This window comes from [Chlorobium] sp. 445, assembly GCA_002763895.1.
Lineage (GTDB): Bacteria > Bacteroidota > Chlorobiia > Chlorobiales > Thermochlorobacteraceae > Thermochlorobacter.
Genome location: NSLH01000033.1, coordinates 1 through 25,148, shown reverse-complemented (window position 1 = coordinate 25,148; position 25,148 = coordinate 1). Strand labels below are relative to the sequence as shown.

The following is a 25,148-nucleotide window of genomic DNA, read 5'->3' as shown; positions in this document are numbered from 1 at the left end:
CCTAAGGCTTCGCTGCCGAAGAGTGATGAAGAGGGACCTTTGACGATTTCAATGCGCTCAATGTTAGCGACAGTAAACCGCGTCAGTTCCAGCGTGCCGGCTGTTCTTCCCACAATTGGTTCGCCATCAATCAAAATCAGCGTGTAGGCGGGCGAAAAGCCTTGCATTTGCACGCCTGTGCCGTGGTCGTACATAATGGCAAGCCCTGTTTGTTCCTCAAGCACTTCGTTCAAGCGCATCGCGCCCTGTTGCTCAATGCGCTTTTTAGAAATCACCGAGACGGGAATAGCGACTTCTTCCAACTCCTTTTCTGAGCGTGTTGCTGTTACAACCACTTCTTTTGCGCCGTAGATTTTCAGTGAATCTGCTGCCAGTGAATCACTTTTAGCCTGTGCATACACTGCTTGTACTGATGCAAGAGTTAAGCAGACGGTGCAAAGAGTGTTCAGAATCTGTCGATGCATAATCATGCTGTTTATGATGTTTATGTCTACATATCTTAAGTAGACTAAGTCTAATTAAATAAAAGTTCCTTTTATATCAAAATCGTGTTTTGCGTGGGGTTGCACTTTGAGGATGTTGCTGTATGCTGTAGATTTTTGGTTTGTCTTTGGAGGATTTAGCATGCATGCCCAATACTCACTATTGCCGTACTGGCAAAGGGAAGCGCAGATTTTTCATCAAAAGATTTCTCTTGTGGAGCATTGTCTTCATCATGGAGCAATTCATGATGCCCGAGTTGCAATGAAAAAACTGCGCAGCTATGCGCGTCTGTCTGACAAGGTTATGCGCACATCGTTGCGTGCAGCGGTTTTACCCTTTGCAACGCTCTATCTCACTTGTGGCGCTTGCCGTGACGTCTATAATGCGATAGGCTTGTTAGAAGTATTTGCGCACCGTCTTGAGCGTCGCTTTCCACTGTTTGAAGCCTACCTAAAAACTTCGCTTCAAGCCAGTGCACGGTATCTGCGTAAGGTCTTTACACTTTTACCCATTTCAGAAAGTGACTGGCAGTTGCTGTCGCAACCGAAGGGCTTGAGTGAGAGAGTTTCTTTGCAAACGCTTCGCGCCATGCAAGATGAAACCCGAGCTTTGTGGGAAAGTGTTGAAATACCTGCTTCTGACCGCAATGCTGAAACCTTGCACGATTTGCGCAAAGCCTTGAAGCAGTTGTTTTACTGGTTAGAGGTTTTGCCTGCATCTGACTCGTTTGCATTTCACGATCTTAAAGCCCTGCGTACGCTTAATTCGCTTTTCGGCAAATGGCAGGATTTGCATCAATTAGAGCGGCGCGTTCAGCTCTTTCGGCAAGAGCTTTTAGGGAAGGGCACACCTGAACGGCGTGATCTTAAATTGCTCTTAAAAAGCCTTGCTCAAGAGAAGCGAAAACTCTATGGTACGATGACGGATAAACTTTCAGTCTTGCTTGAAGCGCAGGCAAAGTAAAAACTTGATTTCGCAATGAACTTGACTAAAAACAAGACAGCCGCCTTAGCATGGCTTGCTTGGCGGCTTTTGTCTTTTCTTGGTGTGTGCTACTCAGCGTGTTCAAGTGTCTTCTTTGCATGCGTATTTTCGGGCATTTCAATCGTGATGGGCTTTGCATGCCAGATTTCATCAGCATATTCCTGAATGGTGCGGTCAGAAGAGAACTTGCCTGTATTTGCCACATTGAGAATGCTCATTTTTGTCCATCTGTGCACATCGCGGTAGGCTTCACTTGCTTGCTTTTGTGCGCGCACATAGTCAGCAAAATCTGCCATCAACATGTAGTAGTCGCCTTGTAAGAGTGAGTTGACGATTGGGCGGAAGAGATCGGGTTGAGAAGGTGAGAAGTACCCGCTTGCAATCATATCAATCACTTGTTTGAGTTCAGGATTTTGTTCGTAATACATCCAGGGCTGATAGCCTCTTTGACGCAACGCCGAGACTTGCTCCACGTTCAGACCAAAGATGAAGATGTTCTCATCACCAACTTCTTGTTTGATTTCGATATTTGCCCCATCGAGCGTACCAATAGTGATAGCACCGTTAAGCGCAAACTTCATATTGCCTGTACCACTAGCTTCTGTGCCTGCCGTAGAAATTTGTTCAGAGAGATCTGCTGCTGGAATGATTTTCTCAGCAAGCGAGACAGAGTAATTTTCAAGAAAGACGACTTTCAATTTCTCTGTCACATCACGGTCATGATTGATGACCTCTGCAATAGAGTTAATCAACTTGATGATGAGCTTTGCTTTGTAGTAACCCGGTGCAGCTTTGCCTGCAAAGAGAATCGTGCGCGGTGTAACTTCTTCGTAAGGGTGAGCTTTAATCCAATTGTAGAGCCAAACTACATGCAAGGCATTGAGCAGTTGCCGCTTGTATTCGTGAATGCGCTTAATGTGGCAATCAAACATTGAATCAGGATTGACAACAATGTGATTGCGCGATTTGATATATTCTGCTAGTGCAAGTTTATTTTCGCGTTTGACCTTGCGCCAACTTTCTTGGAAAGCTGCATCGTCTGCGTAAGGAATAAGTTTTTTAAGTTCGTACAGATTCGTTACCCATTCCTCGCCAATTTTTTCATCAATCAGCTTTGAGAGTCTAGGGTTGCACAGACGCAGCCAGCGGCGTGGTGTAATGCCGTTTGTCTTGTTTTGGAATTTTTCGGGCCAGAGTTCATAGAAATCTTTGAACAATGTCTGCTTGATTAATTCAGAGTGTATGGCAGCGACGCCATTGACGGCATGACTTCCTACAACTGCAAGGTTTGCCATGCGCACCATGCGCGTTGGACCTTCTTCAATGAGTGAGAGGCGTCTGATTTTTTCAAGGTCGTTTGGATACTTCTGTCTAATCTCATCCAAGAAACGCCGATTGATTTCGTAGATGATTTGCAAGTGTCGTGGCAAAAGATGCGCCATCAAATCTACCGACCATTTTTCAAGCGCTTCTGGCAGCACTGTGTGATTGGTGTAGGCAAATGTGCGTGTAGTAATGCTCCATGCTTTTTCCCAACTCAGATGTTCAATATCGACCAGCAAGCGCATCAATTCTGCCACAGCGATAGCAGGGTGTGTGTCGTTGAGTTGGATAGCGACTTTATCGGCGAATTGGTCAAATGTTGTGTGTGTTTTCTTATAGCGGCGGACGATGTCTTGCAGTGTTGCTGAGACAAAGAAATACTCTTGCTTGAGGCGCAATTCTTTGCCTTCAGGTGTATTGTCGTTAGGATACAAGACTTTTGAAATTGTCTCTGATTCTGCTTTCTCGGCAACGGCGCGGTCGTAATCACCTTCGTTGAAGCATTCGAAATTAAACTCGCGTGTCGCTTTAGCTGACCAGAGCCGCATATTGTTTACGGTATTGTTACCGTAACCGGGCACGGGTGTGTCGTACGCCAGCGCCATCACTTCTTGTGTATTCACCCAATCGTGGCGCAAGTTACCGTGTTGGTCAAGATACTCGTGCACGTTGCCATAGAATTGTACTTTGTAGAGGTATTCGGGACGCACGATTTCCCAAGGGTTACCATAGCGGAGCCAGTTATCGGGCGTTTCAACTTGATAGCCGTTACGAATCTTTTGCGCAAAGATGCCAAACTCGTATCGAATGCCATAGCCATATCCGGGGATGCCAAGTGTAGCCATAGAGTCTAAGAAGCACGCAGCGAGGCGACCTAAGCCTCCGTTTCCTAAGCCAGCATCGGGCTCAATTTCTTCGATAGCTTCTAACTTATAGCCTAATTGTAGCATCAACTCGCGAACTTCATCATTCAGACCTAAGTTAAGTGCTGCATTGCCCAGTGTGCGTCCAATAAGAAATTCCATTGAGAGATAATAGACGCGCTTGACGTCTTGACGGTAGTATGTTTGCTGTGTTTCAATCCAGCGGTCGATCAGCGCATCGCGTACGGAAAGGGCTAGCGCGTTGTAGCTATCGCGCACTGTAGCAGTGTATTCGTCTTTTGCGAGGGAATACTTGAGATGTTGAGCGAAGAGTGTACGCAGTGTCTGCAAATCTTCTTCTTGCAAGCCCGGCTTTGCAGAGAAGTTACGCGTAGGCGAACCTAGTTTCTTGAACGGCATAGTTATTACTCCTTTACTGGTTGGTGATGCAAGTCGCTTCTTCCAGCACAGACGGCTGAAAGTCCTAAAAGAACAGTGGAAGATACATGAATTCGCTTGAAATGCGAAGGTTTTCGGGGCTGTGGTAGACTCTTACGCTACAAGCGATGTGTGCCAAGAGCTGCAAGAAAAGCGAGGGGTTGCTCGGGGCATTACTCGCCGAACTTTTGCTTGAATTCCTCAAAATTATTGATGATAATTTTATTCATATCCCGCTCAATGAGTCCTTCTCGCTCGAACATGGTGAGCACACGCGAAATCGTCTCGCGCGATGTTGCAGCGTAGTTTGCGATTTCTTGCTGACTTGCAAAGTTGTCAATCTCTACACGACCTTTGCGTACGCGCCCAACATCGTTTGCCAGACGCACAATCACTGCAGCAACTTTACCGACAGCATCTGCCAAAGAAATACTTTTGATTTGGCTATCGGTCTTGCGTAAGCGGGAGACCAGTTCTCGCAGCAGCGCCAGAGCCAGTTTGGGATACTTCTCAATGAACTCAATAAATACCTTACCATCGATGCGAAGGACCTGCACTTTTGAGAGCGCCACCGCATCTGCAGAGCGTGTCGCGCCATCCAGGACAGACATTTCGCCAAAAAATTCTTTCTCGCCCAGTATCGCTAAAATCACTTCTTTGTACTCTTCATTTGTGCGACAGATTTTTACCATGCCTTCCAGAATTATGTAGACAGAATTTCCTTCCTGACTTTCAAAAATAATGACATCGTCTTTCCTGTAAGTCATCAATTGGCTACGTGTAATAAGGTCAGAAAGTTCCTTTTCACTCAAAGATTCAAAAATGCTGACCTCCTCAAGTTGACGAACAAGTTCGCGATGTTCCATTGTTCAAAGAAGTTTTCATAAAAAGTTTTTGTCGAGCATGTTAATATAGCAATTTCTAGTACGCAAAGGAATGTTCAGAATTTGCAATGAGCGCGGGGAGTTCTACGAAAAACGTTGCGCCCTTGCCTTTCCCTTCAGATTCTACCCAGATCTTGCCATCATGCAACTCGACAAGTTGTTTGACAATCGCAAGCCCCAAACCCGTTGAACTCTCTCCGCCTGTTGGCTTTGCAGACAAACGCTGAAACTTGCCAAAAATCTTGCTCATATCCTCTGCACTGAATCCTTGACCTTCATCTTGCACAGAAATGAGCACGGATGAGTGCATCTTAGACGCGCTCTGATTTTCTGCGTTCCTTGTCTCGGAATTCTTGCTGTATGTTTCCTGCTTCTGGCAGCGCACTACGATTTTCCTCTCGTAAGGACTATACTTGATTGCGTTGTTGACAAGGTTGTCCAGGATTTCCATCAAACGAGAAGCATCAGCATAGACAATACACTCTTGATACGCGTCGAGTATCAGTGTCTGCCTTTTGCGGAGTGCAAGGGGTTTATTTTGTTCCATCACAAGGTGTGCTAATTTTGAAACATCGCAGGGCTGTTTTTGCAAGGTAACCTTGCCTAAGTCCACCTCAGTCGTCTGCAGCAGTTCATTGATCAGTTGAACCATATTGCGCGCTGCGCGTTCAATAATCGTCCCTACTTTTGCCACCTCTTGATCTGAATGCTCTTTGAGCAAAGAGGCAAATCCAATGATGGATTGCAGTGGACTTTTTAGGTCATGCGCTGCAACTCCTAAGAGTTCGGTCTTAAATTGATTGGCTTCTTCAGCTAAAAGCTTTTGACAGTGCGTTTCTCTGAGCGCCTCTGCAAGTTCTTCAGTGCGCTTGATTACTTCAACTTCAAGGTCACGATTGCGCTTGTTGACACGCTGAATGCGTTGAGCGTAAAAGACATAGATTGTGCTAAGGCAAAGCAGGATCGCGCCCGTCAAAAACCACCATGTCTTCCAGAAAGGTGGGTGCACAATTACTTGTAGCGATATCTCATCTTCGCTCCACTTGTCCTCACTCGGCATCGCCTTGATACGCAAACGATACGTGCCTCCATCCAAATTGGTATAGGTAGCAAATCGCCGCGTTCCGCTGTAAATCCAGTCTTTGTCAAATCCCTCCAGACGGTAGGCATACTGACTTTTCGCCGGATTGCGATAATGCAGCAACGCGAACTCCACCGAGAAAAAGGCATCGCTGGGCAAAAGTTCAATACTGTGTTGCCAGGGTGGCAAAGCTCTGTCAAAGACCGTAATAGCGGTTATGGAAATTGGTGGCACAACCCGTTTGCAATATGTACTATCAGGGCGAAAACAGATCACGCCTTTTGAGACAGGGAAATACAGTAAGCCACTTGGTGCCATCGCATAATTTGCCAAATGAAACGATGCTTGCGGCAAGCCATCATAGGTGTTGTAGGTGCGTGTGCGGTACGTTTTCGCATCGAACTGGCACAGTCCGTTGCTGGTTGCAAGCCAGAGGTTGCCATAAGCATCTGGCAAAATTCCAAAGACCTGATCGCTAGGCAAGCCGTCTTTGGTCGTAAATTGCTCGAGGCATACTGTCTCTGCTGTTGTGCGAGGCTCGAAGCGGTAGAGACCTCCGTTGTAGGTGCCTATCCAGAGCACACCAGATAGCTCTTCGTAGAGTGCACGCACGATTTTGGGTAAATGATTAGACGCGCACAGCGCATCAAGTTCAATAAACTGTTTTGTCTTTGGATTAAATTGTGCTACACCATCTTCTTCAAAGCCCACCCAAAGCATTCCATTTTTGCCGGGTTTTACCACTCGCACTTTTTTGTAAGTTGAACCTGCACCCACAGACTTTGGATGATCAATGTGCTCAAATGCATGCGTTCGCACATCAAATTTCTTGAGCCCATTCCATGTTGCAAGCCAGAGGTTATGCTCGGCATCTTCGCAAATAGAGGTGATGCGGTTATCGCGCAGGCTGTCACGACCCGCCCTGGTATGGTAGAAAGTTGTGAAGTGTCGTGTAAGCGGATCATATTGCATCAATCCGCTGCTCCATGTGCCGATCCACAATTTTCCAGTGCTGTCCTGATAGAGCGAAAGAATCATATTAGAGCTGATTGTGCGCAGATTAGACACTTCAGTTTTCATGTAATGTCTCCACGTTTCGCTATTAGGCTCACGCCGATACAGTCCGCCGCCAACAGTACCCACCCAAAGCGAGCCATCTGCTGTCTCTAAAACTGATTCAATGACATGTTGCTTTTCGATGGGCACACGAATATACTTGAAGCGGGCTACCGTCGGATTGAATTTGTTTAGCCCTCCGTTGGCGGTGCCAACCCACATTATTTGGCTTTGATCCTGAAAAATGCACTTGACTTCGGCATCGCTTAGCGAATAGGGATTATCATTTTCGGGCATAAAAAAAGCAATGTCGTTCTCTTCTGGCAGAAATCGTACTAGTCCATGACTTTGCGTACCGAGCCATATTACGCCATCATGACTTTCGTAAATGGTATTCACCATCAGTGATGTTGTAAATCCATAAGTATTCTGCCACTTGAAGTCGTAATATCTCACTTGCATTGTACCATCTTTGATGCGTACATAGTCAAAACCTTTGTCGTAGCCGATCCACAGTGCCCCCAACTTGCTGACATAAAGAGCACGAATACGATTTCTGCTGATAGCATGTTTATCGTTTGCTTGATAGCGCTTGCATTTACCTGTCTTTAGGTCAAGGTAATTCAGCCCGTTGTCGGTCGCCACCCACAGGCCATGATCCTGCGCCAGTTGAAGTGCCGTAATCACATTGCTCGAGAGTGATGAGGAGTCGTTGGAGTCGTGCAAGATATGCGAAAACGTGCGGGTCTGTGTCTCAAACCGATTCAAACCGCCAGTGGTTGCAATCCAAATCGTGCCACTGGAATCTTGGACAATTGCTGTGATGTCGCCCTTTGTCAGACTCTCTGGATTTTCTGGCTGATGCTGGTAGTTTGTGAAAGCCTCCCTGTAGCGATTGAAGCAACAGACACCTGTGTTTGCCCAAGTGCCCATCCAAAGGTTGCCCTCTCGGTCTATGAGCATAGTACGAATGCCTTTGCCTAAGAGCGTAGTTGAATTGTCACGTTGGTAGGTCGTGAAAGTGTAACCGTCATATTTGTTTAGTCCGTCTGCCGTGCCAAACCACATAAACCCAGTTCGGTCCTGCAAGATGGCATAGACACTTTCATTGGATAAGCCTTGCGCTGACCCAACGCGCTCGAATTTAATCTCGATAGATTGTGCACGTGCCAGATTGCAGTTACACACCGAGAGAGAGGTCAGGAGGTAGAGCGCAAATATCTTAGCACGATGACCCATCGCCAGAATGCATAAACGGTTCTGAAACTAGGATAGTCTGAGGAGATGAGGGCTCGTATTCTAGCATTGTCGCACTCATATATCGTTATATCGCTTCGCTCATGCCGCTGCATGCATGAGATATTAAGAAAAAACTTGGGAAAATGTACTGCTGTTCGCAAAGTATGACGTTAGATCAAGAATGCCACGCCGGTCCGTAGTGAGTGTGGGGCAGCAACAGTTTGGAAGTGACAATTATTTTTGAGACTGCGCCAGACGGGCTTGAGCCTCTACAATCGTGTATGGCGCTCGACTTGGCGCATCATCGTGAGTCTGCTTAGTGCAATTGTGATATACGCAGCCAGTATTCGAAGTATACTCAAATGATGCTCAGAATACATGTGGGCTTTGTAACTTTGCACTGTAATTACGCCTATTACTTGCGTCTCCATCATCAATGGCGAAAACATCAAAGATTTCGGCTGACCAGCAGCACGCGGCATAGGCAATCGCTTGATGTAGGCGGCATACTCTTTCTCAAAATCCCCTATCAAGATATCTTGTTTGTGAGCCACACACCAGACGGCTGGACGATCGTCGTCTGTCATAGCCATTTTGTGTTCAGGCAACTGCACCCCCATATCTACAAAAATGCGGTAGGTGATTTCCTGTTTTTCGGCATCGTAGAGCCCAATTCCAAACGCATCGGTATCCATCAGGGTATGAAGGTGTTCGTAAATCACACTGACAAGCGTTTGCATATCGCGGTCTGCAGCGATGCGTCTACCTATCTCGGCAAGCACTTGCATCTGTCTATGAGCGGCTTGAAGCTGTGTTGCTGTCTTCTTTGCTTCACTTGACTGAGTTTCAACTTGCATTTTGAGCAGCGCATTTTCACACGCAAGGCGAGCCGCGCGTCGCCAATACACCCAAAGTATGCCTACCAGCAGCACTAGCAGCCCCAGCGTTAAGAAAACTTGTGGCACGATAGGTATCGAGCCACCTTGCTCAGTACCAAAGCGTGGCTGCGCGTATGCATCATTCCAAGGCAACAGCGCACCATACGGGAAAACAGAGGACACAACCCAGCAGTTCTTCATTCATCAACCTTGTTTTGAGTAGCAAGTAACATACAGAATTTAATAAGAGAAGCGGACTAAAAAAGCTCTTCGAAGGCCAGTGCTTATGATATGATTTGTCTCTCAACACCGTATTCTTGCGCAGCTGTTTTTAGTTCAGAGCGTCTAAGTTTATATTCGCCCGTCTTGACTGCAATCATACAAAGAAAAGCCTCATCATGACCCGTGCTATCACACAATCTATCACGCTTTTTTTGCTCTGCGGCTTACTCTCGGTCTTTACATCATGTAGCAAGAAAGATACAAACCAAAAAGTTGATACGCGCGGTCAGAAGGACGAAAAGTCAGAAGTTTTAAGTACGCCCTCCAGCACAGCGACAGAGACGACTCCATCCTCTTCATCTGGTGAGGCAACACGGCGCGCACTGTTTATCATCAAGGAGACAGGTCGGTTCGGCTACATTGATCGGTCTGGCAATGTGGTCGCTTCAGCTATCTACGAAGAAGCAGGCGAACTCTCGGAAGGGCGTGCACGCATAAAGATAGATGGCAAGTATGGATATTTAGATGATGCAGGGCGCATGGTTATCAATCCGCAATTTGATGGCGCTGGTGATTTCAAAGAAGGGCTGGCGCGTGTGCGTTTAGGCTATAAGTGGGGCTATGTGAATCTTGAGGGAAAGTATGACATCAACCCACAGTTTGACGCTGCTGGCAACTTCTCGGAAGGGCTTGCCAAAGTGCTTGTCGGGAGCAAGTATGGCTTCATTGACAAAACCGGCAAATTCGTCATCACTCCACAGTTTGAAAATGCAGGCGATTTCAAGGAAGGGGCTGCCAAAGTCAAAAGTGGCAAATGGGGTTTTGTAGACAAAACTGGGACTATGCTCGGCTTACCAATCTACGACTTTGTCTCGGATTTTGCTGAAGGCATGGCACTTGTCAAAATTGGATCGAAGTATGGCTATCTCGACCATGCAGGGCGCTTGGCGATTGCTGCAGAGTATAGCCTTGCAAAAAGCTTTTCTGAAGGTCTGGCTGCTGTAACAAGCCCTAACCCACAAGACAAAAACAAATCAGGCTACCTTGACAAGACCGGACAAATGGTGATCAAGCCAGAGTTTTACAGGGTTGGCAATTTTGTCGACGGCTTAGCAAAAGTCGGGTTCTATCGCCCTGAAGGCTATGTATTTGGCTTCATTGACAAGAGCGGCAAATATGCTATCAACCCACAGTTTGAGGCTGCCTTTGATTTTTCCGAAGGCTATGCTCCCGTTAAGTCAGGCGGCAAATGGGGCGCTATCGACCGAAACGGCAAGTATGTGATTGCACCGCAGTTTGATACACTGTATGCATTCAAAAATGGTTTAGCACAAGCTAAGTTGGACACAAAGTTCGGCTATGTCGATGCGTCAGGCAATTTTGTGTGGAGCACGGAACTACCTGTCGTCGAGACCGTCTTCAGTCGCCTCTTTTTTGGCACGATTGGTCGCTTGGAAATTCAAATGAAGCTCGAGCGCAATGGAGAAGACCTCTTTGGCTCCTACTTCTACAAAAACATCGGCACAGACATTCGTCTGAGAGGCAAAATCGACAAAGAAAATAACATCACACTCGATGAATTAGATGAGCAAGGCAACGTGAGTGCGACCTTCAAAGGCTCATTTACTGCGCCCAACCTTATTCAAGGCAAGTGGACGAAAGATGGAAAAACGCTGACCTTCGAACTTAGGGAAATTGATATGGAGATGAGCGAGAGTGATTAGCGCTTTTGCAAAACCTGTGCTGTCGTTATGACTTTTCTGACCCTTGTCTTAATGTTATTGCTCCACGATAGCTGGGAGTACGACAAAAAAGGTGCTACCTTTGGCTTTTCCCTCAGATTCTGCCCATACTTTGCCGCCATGCATCTCGACGATTTCCTTAACAATCGAAAGCCCTAATCCTGTTGAACTCTCTCCACCCGTGGGTCGTGCTGAAAGGCGCTGAAAGCGACCAAAGAGTTTCCCTAAATCTTCTGCTGTTAAGCCCAAACCTTGATCTTTGATTGCCACTAAAATGTAGGATACAGGCAATGCCCCGTCTTTAAAAGTCATGTTTTGTTCATGATGATTACCGTTTTGCGTTAGTATGATTTTTTGGCATGAAATTGTGATGGTCGTATTATGTGGCGAATACTTGATTGCGTTGCTGAGAAGATTATCCAAGGCATGCCGCATGCGGCTATTGTCCACATTAGCGTAGAGCGGCGTGGGTTCACTTTCGAAAATAATGCGCTGAGATTTATTTGAGGCATTGGCTTCATTGCCTTCAATGACAGATTTAATGAGCGTGCAAATATCGACAGGCATGCAATTCAACGCAATTCCCAAATCCAGCTCCACGCTCTCCAAGAGTTCCTCAATGAGGTGCAGCATTCGCCCTGCTGCACCAGAAATATAGACGGTATATGTTTTGATGTTTTCCAGTTTTTTTCCTCATCAATGAGGCGCGCAAATCCACTGATGACTTGAAGCGGATTTTTGAGGTCGTGTGTTGCCATGCTAAAGAACTGCAAGCGCTGTTCATTGAGCTTGTGCAACTCTTTTGACTGAGCCTCAAGCAATTGATTTTGTTTTACGACCTCCTGTGTACGCGCTTGCACAAGCACCTCGAGTCTAAGGTTTTCTTTTTTAAGTCTCTGCGTACGTTGCCAGACAAACATCAACACTGCCCCTACGCTAAAGAGCACATATAAGCTATACGCCCACCATGTGTGCCATAGTGCAGGGTGCATAATAACGGACAATGTCATGCTTTCGCTGCTCCAACTATCACCAGAATTTGCGACTTGAACGCAAAATTCATACTCGCCAGCAGGCAAATTGCGATAAACCGCTTCACGCTGCGCTGCGTTCGTCTCAATCCAGTCTTTATCGTAACCAGCAAGTTTATAGCGATAGCGTTTTTGCTCAGGCGTATGAAAGTCGCTTGCTGCAAACTCAAACGAGAAAAAGTCGTCCGCATGAGAGAGTTCAAGGCGCTTACGTTGGAAGATTGCCGTATCCAAGCGTACAGGCTCGTTATACTTCTTGAATACTGTCAGAATCGGGCGTGGTGATGTAGCCGGCATTGATAATTTTTCAGGGAAGAAAGAATTGAATCCATTGATGCCGCCAAAGAAAAATTCGTTAGACTGGCTCTTGAAATATGCCCGCCGATTGAACTCATTACTTTGCAAGCCGTCAGCGATTGTGAAGACGCGAAACTTTTTAGTGTCGGGATTATACTTTGCGATGCCTTTATCCGTACTCGTCCAAAGCTGTCCCATGTCATCCTCTAATACAGCATAGACGTGATTGTGTGGCAATCCGTTTTCTGTTGTGATTGATTCAAATGCCTCTGTAGCAGTATCTTTTAAGATCTTCAAGCCTCCGCCTTTAGTACAGATCCAAAGTATGCCTCGCGCATCACGGTAAATGTGCGTCACATAGTTACTGCTGATGCGTAAATCTGTTGTTGTGCCAAACATATAATATCGCTCCACTTTGTAGCTCAACGTATTCACACGGTATAGACCTGAGGCACAACCAACCCAGAGCGTCTCTCCCTCTTTGTAAAGGGCTTCCACATATCGGAATTGACGAAGATCGTCGTAGGGGTTTTCAAGCACTTTCAGCCTGCCTGTTTTAGCCTCTCGGAGCAGCAAGCCATCTTCAGTGCCAAGCCACAGATCAGCATGCTCATCTGGACTATCTGGGTAAATGACTGTAACAGTGGCAGCCGTTGGTTCAGTGTAGAAGGTCTCAGTTTTCGGATTAAACTTAATGAGCACATTCTTGCCACCAAGCCAAAATTCACCACTCGGCGCAGCATGAATCGTCCACAAAACATCGGTAGTTAATCCCTTTGCCCTATGAGAAGCCACTGTGTAGCGTGTCCATTTTTGTCTGCCACCTTGTCGCTCCAACTTATTGAGCCCGCCGCCTTGTGTGCAGACCCAGACCGTACCATTTCTGTCAGCATAGATCCCTCGCACTATTGGATAACTAAGTGTATTGCGTGAGATGCTTGTATGTCCATAAAAGCTAAATAGCTCACTTCGCCAATCCCACTTATACAGTCCGCCTATATCTGTCCCTATCCAAATGATACCTGTTTTGTCTCGGAACATTGAGAGTATGTAAAGACTTGATAAGCCTAACTGCTCAGCTTGCTCATTATCGATCATACGCAGCAGCTCAGCGTTTTGAGCTTCAAAGATAAGGATGCCAACGCCATTCATAGCCAGCCACAGACGACCTTCTCGGTCTTCAATGCCGCACATATAACCAGCTTCTCTGACCTTGAGAGCCGGTAGCAAGGATGAGATACGCTGCAGCGTGTCTGCAACATGCAAAGTAGGTCGATACCGCCACAGTAGCCCTTCATGCGTAAATATCCAAAATGCTTTATGCGCATCTTCATATACGGCATGGAGTTTGCCAGTAAATCCAGTTGCGAGATTGGAAAAATTGTAAAACGTCTGTGTTCTTGGGTTGAAAATTTGAGCTGACTGATAGGCAGGTAAAATCCAGATCAAACCATGTGAATCAAGGTAGAGCTTGCGAATGGCATTACTTATTAGGTCGCTGTTTTCAGTTGTCCATGTTTGCCACTTTTGCTCGCTGGCGTTAAAATAGTGCAGTCCACTCAGCGAGCCAATCCAAAGTCCACCTGTACTATCGGCAATCACCGAGACCACTTGTACACCTTGAAGGTAGCGTGTAAAAGTTTCTGACACTAAGGAAAACTTGGTAAGACCGTTGGGCGTACCAATCCAAAGATTGTCGTGTGTATCCACGTAGAGGTCGCTAATCACCGGGTGCGGCAGAGAGTTAGTGTCATGTGGGTTGTAATTGTAGACCTTGAAAGTATATCCGTCAAAGCGATTTAAGCCGTCATCTGTTCCAATCCAGAGAAAACCATATTGATCTTGGGTAATGCAGCTTACTGTGTTGTGACTGAGCCCATGTACGACATTATAGTTTCTTGTGATAGGGTTCTGGAGTTGCGCCGTAGCGTCAAGGCACAGAGCATGCGCCAGTGCAAGTGATAACACAAACTTCAAGCATGAAGTACGAAGAGACCTATGCATACTTAAGACACTCATAGACACATTCTACTTCTTCACATTTTTTAACTGCCGCATGGGAGATGTAGAATATAGCTTAATCTCGGGCTTTTCTCGGCTTACTTACTGACAGCATATTACGCTCAAAAATTTCCACAAGAGGTCTGCCGTCGTAGTTAGCGGTTTCTTCCGGCAAATTGAGCAAACGATGCAAGGTTGGTGCAAAATCTTCTACAAACGCAGTGCTTGCAAACTTACCTTGACGCACGCCTTTGCCACAAAAGAGTATGGGGACTTTTGTGTCGTAATCGTAGGCTGTGCCATGTGTTGTACCGGTTTGGGCAAAGGCAAAAAGGAGTAGGGTTTGAGTAAGAGCTTGACATCGCCACTGCGAGTGGGATGAAAAGAGTTTTTCGCCATTCTACCAGTCGGGTCTAAACTGCCTTTTTCAAGCTCGGTGCGTGTGATATAGCCAATCACCCCACGCAGTGACCGTGCACATTCACCAACGAAACGCTCCACTTCACTGACTACATAGCCTCTCTCCTGCATTAGCGCATGATTAAGCACGACTTCATCGTTTTCGATATTTTCAATTACACTCGGATAGCGCACTTCTACCATCTTGCGTAAGGAATCTAGGACATTTGCTTTGTAGAGCCTCTCACCGCGCCGTCCGTCAGGCTGCATCAGCTCTGGCAGTGGAGAGACACCATGGTCAGCTGAAAGCGCAATCAGACAGTTTTCAAAGCCGATTTTTTTATCCAAGTATTGAAAGAACTCATCAAGTTGACGATCAAGGCGCACAATCATATCCATCTGCTCTTGACTATCTGGACCGAACGCATGACCACAGTAATCTGGTGAAGAAAAGGAAATCGTAAGGATATCTGTAACGCCACGCTGACCCAAGGCTTCACCTTCGATAGCGGCTTTGGCAACTTCTATGGTGAGCTCGTTGCCAAAAGGCGTTGGTGCGATCCCCTCAAAGCGTTTCAAGCGGCGCACGCGTGGGTCGTTTAAGGTAGAAATATCCACAATGCGGTGTGGAAAAACGGGGAGACTTTCGCCTAACAAATTACTTTCGCCTTCTACAGTATCGGGCATTGTGTAAGTATTAGCCGGTAAAAGCCGGTCCCAAGTTTTACCAAGGTAGCTTTCAGGTAATTTCCTTTCGTTGAACGCTTGTAGCCATTTGGGCAATTTGCCATTTGGAAAATAGTATGAACTTGAAATCCAGTTGCCACTGGCAGCATCAAACCAAAAGGCACCATCTGCATTTTTACCTGCTGGAAGAATTGCGCCGCGGTCTTTAAGAGCAATGCCGATGACCTTGCTCTTTGGCGATGCTGCTTTGAATTTATCTGTAACCATTTCCACAAATGCATTGCGCGGCGACATACGTCCTGCACGGCTTTGCGCCTCAATACCTACAGAAAATACTGTTGTATCATCAACGCAATAGACCACGCGCCCTGTATTTCGATCAATCCATTCATTGCCAACAATGCCGCTTTTTGCAGGCACAACGCCCGTAAAAATTGTGCAGTGCCCAGGCGCTGTGTAAGTATTCATGTAGCTGTAGTGCGCATTTGTCAGCAGCGCTCCTTGCTCTATCAATCGCTTGAAGCCCCCTGAAGTTTTTGTAGCGGCAACATAGTGGGCATCAAAGCGCTCGAGATAATCGTAGCGCAGCTGGTCTATGACAATTGCTACAACAAGTTTAGGCGAAGGTGAATTGACTCGTTTGATTTGTGCAGATACACTGATTGGCACTAAACAGAGAAGCAGGAGCGACAAACGAATGGATGCTATCATAAGTTTTTGAGCGTCTATGGAGCTTGATAATTTGCCGCCCAAAGATACACCTTAATGTGCATTAATGCGCAAAATTTTGCATTGTCGTCTTTGAAAGCGTCTATAGTCTATATCTTAAACCCGATTCAGACACTCACTTGCTGTGAGCATGGTTATTCAGTTGCTACCAGCATTTGATGAGATTTGACAGCGTTCTCACGCTCAAGGCGCTCGAGTCTCATTGATTGGCTCCGGTATCTCTCCATAAATGCACCGAGAATGTAGGTGCGAAAAAGATAGCCCCAAAAACTTTTTTCAATGAGACGCAGGCTTATGGTGTGTGCAATTTTTTCGTGCGCTTCTTTCCACTTGCTCCAATGCAAGTTCGCATTGTCGTGATGCACGGTATGGTAGCCATTGTTGAAGAGCAAAAAAGTTGAGCACAGGGCTGACGAAGTTGCGAGAATGATTTGAGTGAGAAGTCTCGTCAGCGTGCACATGCTGCAAATAATTAAAGATGAGTACCGTAAACAGTGCCGCTTGATGCGGTAAGAGCACATACAGGATGGCTTTTTTCCAATCTAGCACCAGCGCAATAAGAATCATTGCCCCCAGCACGATATACTGCGAAATTGCAAACCAAAATTTGCCCTTGTCTTTTTCCCAATTCTTTCTCAAGTAGTCCATAATCGGCGTCTGCTGATAATAGCTACTGATGGTAGGATACGACAATAGCGTCCAGAGATTGTTCTCTTCACTGAAGCGATAGGTGATGGTGTAATCGCCCTCTTTGTTGTTAAACTTGTGGTGATTCTTGTTGTGTGTCGGAATCCAAGCAAAAGTTGGAAAGCCATAGAACAGTGTAATCCAGTAATCGGTGAGCCGATTGAGAAACTCATTTTTCCACATGGGCACATGGTTATGATTGTGTGCAATCACGGCTACAGTTACTGCAAAAAACATGGCGCAGAGCCATAACACTGGATTGAAGGCATCCAAATTCCACTGAATAAAAAGCAAACTTGTAGCGATGCTCAGAAAAAGAAGCGAGCGAAGATCAGCAGTGTATTTAAGCATTGGAGATATTGATATCTACTTATGTTGACTTACCGTTCAAGTTACGACAAAAAAGCCAGAAACACTCAAAAGATTTCAAAAAGTGGTCGGGGCGGACAGTTGTGGCGTGTTGAGCTTAATAAAGCCATGCCAAAACATAACCCAAATTTTTCACACTCCTCGCTTTGAATTGCTTTCAGCGCCTTCTATATTCAGAAGTACAGTATATTTTTTAGTGCGGCTAAGGTGCTACTACGCAACGCGCGTCTTTCCGTAAAGTAACTGGCACTGTGAAATGCATCACTTGGTTTGTTCAACGCTTCTGCTTTGCTTGCTGCCTGTATGGTCTTTATGGAGTTTTATTTCCTCAGCGGTGTTTGCACCAGCGGCTACCGAACACATGCTCACATCCACTTCTCTGCACTATGCCTTAGCTCCAGATGCCATAGACGATAAAGAAAAGAAAAAAGAACGCAAAGAAGTCCAAGTCTTCCACCTCCAAGACCGAGAGCAAGAAAGAGAGTAGCACAAGCACGGATGCTGCTAAAGAGAAAAGTGATCCTAAAACAGGCACTGCCGTTCCTGACAGCAAGAGCGCAGAAGCCCCAGCGAAAGACAATACAGGATTTGGTTGGACAGCAATCATTATCAGCATTATTGTCTCACTCGGTGCAGGCGCTGGCATTGTCTTGATTTTCCTCCGACGCCGAGCGCAAGGACCCAGTGCTCCTAAAGCATTATTACCCGGTACGGAAGCCGAAGCCATCGTGGTTGAAAGCAAAGTCTTTCAGTCAGCAGCAGACAAGCCAACGGATATTTCATCCGAAGCCCTTACCAGTCACGCTGGAGTGTCATCTGCATCTGCCACTGAACCTCACATAAAGCACGAGCGTGAAACCACGATTCCGCCAAAGTCCCCTCCAGTGCCTGAGCGTGCATTTGAGCCAATCTCGGCACATCATCGTAGCTCTGAGAGCACATCCACGCCAGACCATACGACTTTGAGCCAAAGCACACTTGCACCCGACCGCATGCTTACCAAAGAAAACATTACGACTCCCGACACGACGCTGGCTCACGCGCCAACTGCTGAACCTAAAACAACAGTTTCCCACGAGAAAGCTCAAGCATTTGAAAAAGTTATTCTAGAAGAAAAGCGTACAACATCTGAAAAAAAACTTACAGAGACGAATGTTCCTGATAGTGCGGGCAGTATAGGCATGTTACTCGATGACAACAACATTGAAAATGCCACTGGCGAAGCAAGTCGCACCGACCTTTTGATGCTCAATGAACTTGAGCCAAAGCCTAAAAGCGAACAAAGCGAAGAGTTTGTCGCCGATCAATTGCTTTTGCCTGACGAAGCGGAATTGCTCATTGAGTCTGACTTCGCCTCCAAAGACACGGCGGCTCAAGAGATTTCACTGCTTTCATGTTATCAGCACCTCTCTACGCCCGAAGAAGAACGCGACTTTATGAACCAAGTGATCATTTGCACCATCTCTAACTTTGAAGACGTTTTTGAAAATAAGTCCACGAAGCCCATTTTCGTAGAAAATCAAGCGGGCGGTTTTCTCATTTCTAAGCAAGTTTCCAGAGATGGCTGCGCTGAGGTGTTTATTGTGCGCAATTTCCCCGTTGAGGATTTCTTTATGCAAGAAAGTCTTACGCCGGTCTTTGAACTGCAACGCTCAAGCACAGTCTCATCAGGTTTTGTTATCAAATCCCCTGCGATTGTCAGATGCAGTGAGCAAGGTTGGAAGCTTGTAACAAAAGGCGAAATTCTCTTACCCAACTGAAACCGATTAGGCGTCAAAACAGGTTTTAGGCATTTCAACAAGCCCAGCTCAAACATCGAATAACCTTAACACGAGATTATGAAAAAACTCACCATTTTCGGTTCGACAGGTTCAATTGGGAAAAATACGCTTGATGTGGTCGCACGATTCCCCGACAAATTTTCGGTGCAATATCTCACGGCAAACAGCAATGTCGAATTGCTTGCTGAACAAGCCCTGCGATACCGTCCCAAAGCCGTTGCTATCAGCACGGTAGAGCATGAACAGATACTACGCGAGAAATTATCAGGTCAGGGTATTGAAGTGCTAGCTGGCGAGGAGGCACTGTGCGACATTGCGCGACGCAGCGACAGTGATTTCGTAATTGGTGCACTCGTTGGTTTTGCTGGCTTAAAGCCCACGGTTGAAGCCCTCAAAGCGGGCAAAAACGTTGGCTTAGCTAACAAAGAAACTTTAGTTGTGGCTGGTGAAATCATCACGCGCCTTGCAAGAGAAAATCGTTGCGCCCTGCTGCCGATTGATAGCGAGCACTCCGCAATTTTTCAGTGCCTTGTCGGCGAACCTGCAGAGAGCATTAGCAAAATTATTCTTACTGCATCAGGCGGACCGTTTAGAACCTTACCCAAAGAGGCTTTTCACAGCATTACACTTGAGCAAGCCTTGAAGCATCCGAACTGGAAAATGGGACGCAAAATTACAATTGATTCCGCAACTTTGATGAACAAAGGCTTAGAAGTGATTGAAGCCAAGTGGCTCTTTGGCATACCTTTGGAAAAAATTGAAGTTGTTGTGCATCCGCAATCTATCATTCACTCTATGGTGGAGTTTGCAGATGGCAGCATCAAGGCGCAATTAGGCACGCCCGACATGCGCATCCCGATTCAGTATGCCCTTACCTACCCAGAGCGTTTCTATGCTGATTACCCACGCATTGATTGGAAGCAGCTCTCGCGCCTCGACTTTGAACCGCCAGACAAAGATAAATTCCGCTGCCTTGCCTTGGCTTATCAGGCTATTGAAAAAGGCTCATCGTATCCGACTGTACTCAATGCCGCAAATGAAGCCGCAGTCGCCCTCTTTCTCGAGCAGAAAATTTCATTTGTCAAAATTCCAGAACTTATTGAAGAGGCTCTCAACGCCCATCAAAATGGACAAAGCGTCGGGATTGATGACCTCATTGAAATTGACCGAGAGACGCGCCGCAAAACCTGTGAGCGCGCTGGCGTCTACGACTTTGCGCTCTGAACAATTAAACCTTATATTGTTGCACCTTAATTAATACATTCAGCTCAAGAAAGGACATGAACTATGCCTGAAGAGACATCGCCAAACTCGCAACCATCCGATGCACTGACCACGGCACTTTCCAGTGTCTCCAAAGTCATCGCCGACACCACCACTACAGCGACACAGCTCACGCAGCAACTCGATGTAGAAAAATTAGCTGCCAGTTCAATAGAACTTATTGCAAAGACCGCAGAGAGCCTCAGCAAAATTGTCGCCAGCATGGCTGAAACCATCGGCACCGTCTCAGCTGATGTTGCTAGTGGGTCTGGCAAAGCCACTGAAAGTCTCTCAAAGACGGTAGCTACTTTGGCAGAAAGCGTCAATAAAGCGACATCGGGTGTAGGTGATGCTACAGCTAAACTTGGCGAAAGCGTCAGCAAAGCTGCAGAATCCATGACGAAATCGCTCAGTGATGGCAGCGCCGCAAAACAAGGCTAATCCTTCAAACACCTGCCGAGCCAGCAACACGATGGATGGCAGCGGTCTGTGGCGCAACATAATTTGCACATTTTCGGTTAGAGAAACCATCGGTTAGAGTAGGTTTAGCAATAACCGCATTTTTATACTTCACATATCTTACGACTATGGAACTTCTGAGCACGATATTCTACTTCATTGTTGCCATTTTCATTTTGGTAACGGTGCATGAGTTTGGGCACTTTGCAGCAGCAAAACTCTTCGGCATGCGAGTCGAGCGCTTTTTCATTGGCTTTGACTTCTGGAATTTGAAGCTGTGGAGCATCCAGCGTGGCGAAACCGAATACGGTATCGGTGCTATTCCGCTGGGCGGCTATGTGAAAATTGCAGGCATGGTCGATGAAAGCATGGACACGGACTTTGCCTCAAAACCGCCACAGCCTTGGGAATTTCGTTCAAAGCCTACTTGGCAACGCCTCATCGTCATTTCCGCCGGCGTCATCATGAACATGATTCTCGCCGCTGTCATTTTCATCGTCATTGCCTTGAACTATGGCGAAGTCAGAACGCCGATTTCCACTGGCGTGCTCATCGATGAAAACAGCGAATCGGTGTTCAAAGAAATGGGCTTTCGCACTGGTGATGTCATTGTTGCTGTCAATGGCAATCCTGTCAAATACTGGGAAGAAGCCTTAGACCCCGAACTCTTTACAAATAGCACGCTTGTCTACACGATTAAGCGCGGTTCAGAGACGCTTTCACTTACGGCACCGCCGAATATGATGACCCGCATTAACGACGCTAAAGGCGAAGGCTTGCGCCCACTCACACCACCTATTGTGGGTGAACTTGTCAGTGGTTACCCCGCAGAAAAAATCGGGCTGAAAAAAGGCGATAAAATTCTGCGTGTTGCCGGCACCACCATCTATGACTGGTCTGACCTTGTGCATATCGTTGGCGAGAACGCAAATAAAGAAATTCTCATTGAGTGGCAGACCGCACAAGGCGAGCTTAAATCAGCAAGTGTTACGCCAAATTCAAGCGGGAAAATTGGCATCAGCGTTGCCCCTGTAGATCGCGAGTACCTGAAACTCGGTTTCTTTGAAGGGCTTGTGGCTGGTATTGAGCAAACAGGGAAAATGACTGCTATGACCATTAAAGGGTTTGGCAAACTCTTTACGGGTCAAGAAGATGTGCGTAAATCACTGGGCGGACCGATTAAAATCGCAAACTTGCCGGTCAAACTGCTGAGCAAGGGCTACGCAGTTTTCTCTGGTTCTTAGCGATTCTTTCCATCTCGCTTGCATTTATCAACATCTTGCCGATTCCTGCGCTTGATGGCGGGCAGTTTGTCATGAACTGTGTGGAAGGCGTGATGGGTAGAGAACTGCCGCTCAAAACCAAAATGGCAATTCAGCAAGTTGGCTTTACTGCCTTGCTCGTTTTGATGGCATTCATTTTTGTCAATGATATTATCAACCCGTAGAGTGCTTTAAGGGAGCCTGCCGCATTATGCATCGTCGTATTATGCTCTTTCAAATTGCACACGGACGCAGTGGCGACAAAGGGGATACTGCAAATGTAGGTATCATTGCGCGCCGTCCTGAGTTCTACGAAATTTTGAAAAATGAACTCACGCCTGAGGTCGTCAAGGCACATTTTGGCGACATGGTCAAAGGCAATGTGGAGCGTTACGAAATGCCGAATATCGGCGCATTGAACTTTCTGCTTCATGAATCGTTAGGTGGCGGTGGTACAAAATCGCTCAAGCTCGATGCTCAAGGCAAAACTTACGCCGCCGCCTTGCTTCGTCTCTTTCTGACGCTCGATGACGAGCGCTACCCTCAACTTAAGTTTCTGCTTGAGACCGCCTCTTCATAGAAAAAAGTTCTGCCAAGCCAGCAGCAAAATTAGGCGAAATTCTTTAACTTTGTTTATGCAATTCCCCTGATAACGGCAATGCGCTCTCTGTCTCTGTAATGTGTAAGTCAAAGCCTATCGCAGTGCTGCGCATTGAATAGGGTGTTGCTACAAAAACTAAACCGCACCACAATGTCCAAACTGATTCTCATTCGGCACGGTGAATCGCAGTGGAACTTAGAAAACCGCTTTACGGGCTGGGTTGATGTTGGGCTGACGGACTTAGGTCGTGCTCAAGCGCGTGAGGCTGGCTTAAAGATTAAACACATTCCAATTGATATTGCCTACACTTCTGTGCTGTATCGTGCGATTGAAACGTTAATTATTGTATTGACCGCTGCTGAACAGTTGCATGTGCCCACTTACTTCAACAAGGCGCTAAATGAGCGGCACTATGGGGCATTGCAAGGCTTAAACAAGGCGGAAACTGCTAAAAAGTACGGTGAAGAGCAAGTCAAAATTTGGCGCCGCAGTTATGATATTGCGCCACCAAATGATGTCACTGCACTCAACCCTGAGGGTTACACCGAGAGTTTGAAAGATACTGCTGCACGCGCCCTACCTTACTTCAACACGGAAATCCTGCCGAAAGTCCATGCCGGGAAAAACGTGCTGATTTCGGCGCACGGCAATAGTCTCCGCGCCATTGTCATGGCACTCGATAAGCTCACCAAAGAAGAGGTCTTGGAGCTTAACATTCCAAACGGCGTGCCAATTGTCTATGACTACGAGGGCGAGAAGATGATCTCAAAAACTGTGCTCTAACACCTCACTTCGAAAGCACTCACTTGATTGCAGGTTTTGCGGTCTGCACATTTGTCTATGCCGCTGCTTTGTAGGCACGGCGAATTTCATAGAATGTGAGTACTGGGATAGTTTCAGCTTGTACAAATCCTGCCGTGCGCATCATTTCCGTCAAACTGCCTTTGAGAAAATCTTCCGCATAAGGCTCGAGGAAGAGCATGCTGCTGATGTTACCCCCAATTTTTGAGAGCTCGCTTGACTGTGCTCCATCGAAGACGAGAAAGATGCCGTTTGGCTTCAAGACACGCAGGGCTTCGCGCATCACATTCAAACCAGCTTCTGGCGGTAATTCGTGAAAGAGCAGTGAAGCGGTTACTGCATCGAAAGTATTGTCTTCAAATGGCAGTTGCTCTGCATTGGCATGCAGGAAAGTGATGTTAGAGAACAACTTTGCTTTAAGTTGTGCGGCTGCAACCATATAAGGTGAGAGATCGACGCCTGTTACATGTGCGTGAGGCAGTCGTTCGGCAATAAAGCGCGTTGCGGTGCCGGTGCCGCAGCCTAAATCTAAAATGCTTGTCGCTTCGCTTGGAAACATCTGCGCCAGTGTCGTGCGCAGGTAAGTTTCGCTGGGAAAGAGAATTTTGTTTGTAATTGGATCGTATGTGATAGCCGCATCCTTGTTGAGATAGCCCCCATCTACACTGTGAAAATCTTGTAAGTAGTACTCAGGATAACTTAGGTGAGGATTGGCGACCTTATCGCCTTCAGCTTGTAAATCGACGCCATCAAAAATGCGTTCAGTAAGCAATGGACGAAGCCATACTTCATTGGCTTCAAGGAAATTCACGATGCCTTGTTGGATAGGGTTACGCGTGATTTTCATACTACAAAAATGAGTGATTGCATAAGACACTTGTGATAACGATAGCCTTTGCTGCGACGTTTCAAGACCAAGAACATACTTGCGAAAAACTTTTGCTGGATTGTTAGCCGTCAAAACGCTGAGCTACAGCTGCGCTATGAGACTTCTCTTCTTAAGGGCACGATTGGCACCGATTGCTATCAGAGTAGCCAAAGAAAAATCGTCAGGTTGTTTATTTTTGTCGTTTAATTATTGTAGTGCTTTTCATGGACAGCGTCAGCGTTTTTTCCAGATTGAACCTTGCGTTTGCGCAGCTGTATGTGCTTTATCCGCATTTCTTCAAGTGCTACTTGGGCTTGCTTTGCAGAGCCTATCGAGTTTGCTCACCAGTCTTTCTTGATTTATTTGCCCATAGTAATCACTTCAAGTGAAAAATCTGCTTATCGTTACATACTATTTTCCACCGTCGGGTGGACCGGGCGTACAGCGCGTTTTGAAGTTCGTTAAGTATCTACGCGAGTTTGATGTACGCCCGGTGGTGCTTACCGTCGAAAATGGGGATTTCCCTGTGCGTGATGAAAGCCAGCTCTGTGAAGTTCCGTCTGATGTGCGGGTCTATCGCTCCAAAATTTTTGAGCCGTACAGGTTTTATCGCAAACTTACTGGCAAACCAGAGGATGCTCCTGTTGATGTCAACAACATTCCCAAGCCCGGTGAAAAGCGCAGCGTCATGGAGCATATCTCCGAATTTGTGCGCAGCAA

The 25,148-nt window shown here is 46.5% G+C and carries 19 protein-coding genes and 1 pseudogene; 9 read left to right on the top strand and 11 right to left on the bottom strand.

Annotated features, from left to right (window positions below; translation table 11 throughout):
• On the bottom strand, window positions 1–464 hold a 464-nt coding region (locus tag CMR00_11020), incomplete at its 3' end, for a colicin I receptor (GenBank protein PIO47337.1).
• Window positions 465–576: 112 nt separating this feature from the next.
• Between CMR00_11020 and CMR00_11015 the strand changes: the two genes are divergently transcribed.
• The gene (locus tag CMR00_11015) at window positions 577–1,446 is read left to right on the top strand and encodes a hypothetical protein (GenBank protein ID PIO47335.1); all 870 of its coding nucleotides are present in this window, start codon (window positions 577–579) and stop codon (window positions 1,444–1,446) included.
• Window positions 1,447–1,535: 89 nt separating this feature from the next.
• On the opposite strand, the gene CMR00_11010 is transcribed toward CMR00_11015, so the two are convergent.
• The 4 genes from CMR00_11010 to CMR00_10995 form a co-directional block, all read right to left on the bottom strand.
• Window positions 1,536–4,073 carry a glycogen phosphorylase gene (locus CMR00_11010; GenBank protein ID PIO47334.1) on the bottom strand — a complete coding sequence of 846 codons (2,538 nt, stop codon included), beginning with the start codon at window positions 4,071–4,073 and terminating at the stop codon, window positions 1,536–1,538.
• 191 nt (window positions 4,074–4,264) lie between these two features.
• Window positions 4,265–4,957 (bottom strand): Crp/Fnr family transcriptional regulator, encoded by a 693-nt coding sequence (locus tag CMR00_11005; protein ID PIO47333.1) that lies wholly within the window; start codon window positions 4,955–4,957, stop codon window positions 4,265–4,267.
• A 55-nt stretch (window positions 4,958–5,012) separates the two neighbouring features.
• A complete protein-coding gene (locus tag CMR00_11000) occupies window positions 5,013–8,351 on the bottom strand; it encodes a hypothetical protein (GenBank protein ID PIO47332.1) in 3,339 nt (1,112 codons plus the stop codon).
• 269 nt (window positions 8,352–8,620) lie between these two features.
• Complete coding sequence (locus tag CMR00_10995; protein ID PIO47331.1) at window positions 8,621–9,430, bottom strand: hypothetical protein; 810 nt, start codon at window positions 9,428–9,430, stop codon at window positions 8,621–8,623.
• 197 nt (window positions 9,431–9,627) lie between these two features.
• Here CMR00_10995 and CMR00_10990 point away from each other — a divergent pair, with 197 nt between their 5' ends.
• Window positions 9,628–11,175 (top strand): hypothetical protein, encoded by a 1,548-nt coding sequence (locus CMR00_10990; protein ID PIO47330.1) that lies wholly within the window; start codon window positions 9,628–9,630, stop codon window positions 11,173–11,175.
• 54 nt (window positions 11,176–11,229) lie between these two features.
• On the opposite strand, the gene CMR00_10985 is transcribed toward CMR00_10990, so the two are convergent.
• From CMR00_10985 to CMR00_10965, 5 genes are all read right to left on the bottom strand, one after another.
• A complete protein-coding gene (locus tag CMR00_10985) occupies window positions 11,230–11,826 on the bottom strand; it encodes a hypothetical protein (GenBank protein PIO47336.1) in 597 nt (198 codons plus the stop codon).
• Window positions 11,766–14,540 carry a hypothetical protein gene (locus tag CMR00_10980; protein PIO47329.1) on the bottom strand — a complete coding sequence of 925 codons (2,775 nt, stop codon included), beginning with the start codon at window positions 14,538–14,540 and terminating at the stop codon, window positions 11,766–11,768. The genes CMR00_10985 and CMR00_10980 overlap by 61 nt, the downstream gene beginning before the upstream one ends.
• 192 nt (window positions 14,541–14,732) lie before the next feature.
• The gene (locus CMR00_10975; protein ID PIO47328.1) at window positions 14,733–16,319 is read right to left on the bottom strand and encodes an alkaline phosphatase; all 1,587 of its coding nucleotides are present in this window, start codon (window positions 16,317–16,319) and stop codon (window positions 14,733–14,735) included.
• A gap of 294 nt (window positions 16,320–16,613) precedes the next feature.
• Window positions 16,614–17,375 (bottom strand): hypothetical protein, encoded by a 762-nt coding sequence (locus tag CMR00_10970; GenBank protein PIO47327.1) that lies wholly within the window; start codon window positions 17,373–17,375, stop codon window positions 16,614–16,616.
• 409 nt (window positions 17,376–17,784) lie between these two features.
• Complete coding sequence (locus tag CMR00_10965) at window positions 17,785–18,039, bottom strand: hypothetical protein (protein PIO47326.1); 255 nt, start codon at window positions 18,037–18,039, stop codon at window positions 17,785–17,787.
• Window positions 18,040–18,043: 4 nt separating this feature from the next.
• Between CMR00_10965 and CMR00_10960 the strand changes: the two genes are divergently transcribed.
• The 6 genes and pseudogenes from CMR00_10960 (at window position 18,044) to CMR00_10935 (ending at window position 23,542) form a co-directional block, all read left to right on the top strand.
• Window positions 18,044–19,153 carry a hypothetical protein gene (locus tag CMR00_10960; GenBank protein PIO47325.1) on the top strand — a complete coding sequence of 370 codons (1,110 nt, stop codon included), beginning with the start codon at window positions 18,044–18,046 and terminating at the stop codon, window positions 19,151–19,153.
• Window positions 19,154–19,231: 78 nt separating this feature from the next.
• Window positions 19,232–20,398, top strand: coding sequence for a 1-deoxy-D-xylulose-5-phosphate reductoisomerase (locus CMR00_10955; GenBank protein PIO47324.1), 1,167 nt, complete (start codon window positions 19,232–19,234; stop codon window positions 20,396–20,398).
• 63 nt (window positions 20,399–20,461) lie between these two features.
• On the top strand, window positions 20,462–20,878 hold the full coding sequence (locus tag CMR00_10950) for a hypothetical protein (GenBank protein ID PIO47323.1): 417 nt from the start codon (window positions 20,462–20,464) through the stop codon (window positions 20,876–20,878).
• A gap of 146 nt (window positions 20,879–21,024) precedes the next feature.
• A pseudogene (gene rseP / locus CMR00_10945) lies at window positions 21,025–22,343 on the top strand (RIP metalloprotease RseP).
• Between the two features lie 26 nt (window positions 22,344–22,369).
• On the top strand, window positions 22,370–22,738 hold the full coding sequence (locus CMR00_10940; GenBank protein ID PIO47322.1) for a hypothetical protein: 369 nt from the start codon (window positions 22,370–22,372) through the stop codon (window positions 22,736–22,738).
• A gap of 171 nt (window positions 22,739–22,909) precedes the next feature.
• On the top strand, window positions 22,910–23,542 hold the full coding sequence (locus tag CMR00_10935) for a 2,3-bisphosphoglycerate-dependent phosphoglycerate mutase (protein PIO47321.1): 633 nt from the start codon (window positions 22,910–22,912) through the stop codon (window positions 23,540–23,542).
• Window positions 23,543–23,597: 55 nt separating this feature from the next.
• Here the strand turns inward: CMR00_10935 and CMR00_10930 are convergent, their stop codons facing one another.
• Complete coding sequence (locus tag CMR00_10930) at window positions 23,598–24,407, bottom strand: methyltransferase type 11 (protein PIO47320.1); 810 nt, start codon at window positions 24,405–24,407, stop codon at window positions 23,598–23,600.
• Between the two features lie 406 nt (window positions 24,408–24,813).
• On the opposite strand from CMR00_10930, the gene CMR00_10925 reads away from it, so the two are divergent.
• On the top strand, window positions 24,814–25,148 hold a 335-nt coding region (locus tag CMR00_10925; GenBank protein ID PIO47319.1), incomplete at its 3' end, for a glycosyl transferase family 1.